This window comes from Parasphingomonas zepuensis, from assembly GCF_036663735.1.
Taxonomy (GTDB): Bacteria; Pseudomonadota; Alphaproteobacteria; order Sphingomonadales; family Sphingomonadaceae; genus Sphingomonas.
This window is the reverse complement of sequence record NZ_JAXOJO010000019.1, coordinates 1-1,913: the sequence shown is the minus strand read 5'-3', so window position 1 is coordinate 1,913 and position 1,913 is coordinate 1. Positions and strand designations below refer to the sequence as shown.

At 61.5% G+C, this 1,913-nt stretch carries 1 protein-coding gene and 1 pseudogene; both read right to left on the bottom strand.

Features of this window, described 5'->3' with window-relative positions; translation table 11 throughout:
• Window positions 1-269: 269 nt before the first annotated feature.
• A pseudogene (locus U1769_RS24840) lies at window positions 270-1,281 on the bottom strand (IS110 family RNA-guided transposase).
• A gap of 172 nt (window positions 1,282-1,453) precedes the next feature.
• The coding region (locus U1769_RS24835) for a DDE-type integrase/transposase/recombinase (protein ID WP_332720842.1) at window positions 1,454-1,913 on the bottom strand (460 nt) is incomplete at its 5' end.

Below are 1,913 nucleotides of genomic sequence, written 5' to 3'. Positions count from 1 at the left end.
AGTCATGTCTGGACGGTGCTCTGCGATCAAGTGTGATATTTGGTTTGGCGACGGTCACGGGTGCGGTCATGTCTCCGGCCTTTGCATGTGGTCTTGATCCACTGGCCCTGATGTTGGTCCGCTGATCTGCTTGCCGCTTTCAGTCCAACGCGCTTCACTGCGCAGACAGCACCTCGGGCTTGGCAGATTATGTCCGGTTGTGTCGCATCACCTCATGGTCACCCGAGATTATGGAGCGCTACTGTCAGCCGCGATATTCGCATTGAGGCCTAAGCAGCGCGATAGGATGTGCCGGTCGTCATGACCGCGAAGGCGATGCGGGCAAGCTTGTTGGCGGTGGCTACCGCGACCAGCTTGAACGGCTTGGTCTCCATCAGCCTTTGTGCCCAGCAGCGGAGTGGATCGGTATGCCGTGCACGGTGGTGGAGGACGGCGTGCGCGCCGACGACCAGCAGCTTTCTGAGGTAGGCATTGCCCATCTTGGTGACCCGCCCGAGCCGGGGCTTCCCACCCGACGAGTTCTGTCGTGGTACTAAGCCCAGGAACGCGGCGAACTGCCGCGGTCCCGAGAAGCTGGAGGGATCACCCACGCTGGCGACCAGCGCCGAGGCGGTGACCGGACCGATGCCCGGGATCGACATCAGCGCATTCGCAACCGGATCGGCCTTCGCCAGCCTGACGATGGCAGCATCGGACTCCTTGATCTCGGCATCAAGCTGCTCGAGCTGCGTGACCAGCGGCAACAGGGCAGTGGCCACGACCTGCGGGATGGATGCATCGCCTTTACGCAGGAGCCCGGCGAGTGCGCGGCCATGAACCGGGCCTTGTGCGGCAATGATCCCGATCTCGGCGAGATGCCCGCGCAAGCCATTGAGGATCTGGGTACGCTGCCGCACAAGCATCTCGCGGACCTTGTGGTGCATCAGCACCGCCTGGTTATCGACGGACCGAACCTTGACGAAGCGCATCGAGGGACGCGTCACCGCCTCGCAGATCGCCGCTGCATCGGCCGCATCGTTCTTCTGGCGCTTGACGTATGGCTTCACATAGGCCAGCGGCATCAGGCGGACATCGTGCCCCAGTGCCATGAGTTCGCGTCCCCAATGGTGCGCCGAACTGCAAGCCCACGCCGACCAGGCACGCGGGTAGCGACGCGAAGAACGATAGAAGATCGCGCCGCCGAACTTCCCGTGCCAGGACAAGCTGGCCCCGGCCATCGACGGCGTGGACGAAGAATACATGCTTGGCCAGATCGAGGCCAACGGTGGTGACAGACGACAAGTCGATTGGTAATTTACCCATGGACGGTGCTCCTGTGCTGATCGCTTTGACAACGACCCCAGACTGGCAGCGGGTTCTTCCGAATCAACCGCCAAACAGAGCGCCGTCCACACCATCAGTCCAATGCGAACCGCTCTCCACACGATGCAGTGCGGTCTATGAGGGCAGGGGGCTAGCTCGCGAGTGACTGCCACTCAGCCAGCGCGGCCGAGCGGCGTTCCTTGTAGGTCGGTCGATCGACGAGATGGCGCTCCAAGTTAAAATGATTATAAAAGTTGGCGTGGACCGAGGCGAACTTTTGTAGCGTCTTCATTCGCCTGAATCGGAGCATCGCCCGTTCTCGTCGTCGGAAGGGCAGGTGGCTGTTCTCCACCCGGTTGTTGGCCCAGCGACCGGTCTCCTGCTTCTCAGCGTTGCCCAGCAATTTCATCGCCGCCTTGTACGAGCCGAGGCCATCGGTGGTAATCGCCTCAGGTGAGCCATGGCGTTTGAGCGCCTCCTTCATGAACCGCAGGGCAGCCATCTTGTCGCGGCTGCGGGTAATGTAGCTCTCGAGAATCTCGCCCTCGTGATCGACCGCGCGCCAGAGGTATACCATCTCGCCGTTGAGCTTGACGTACATTTCATCCAAG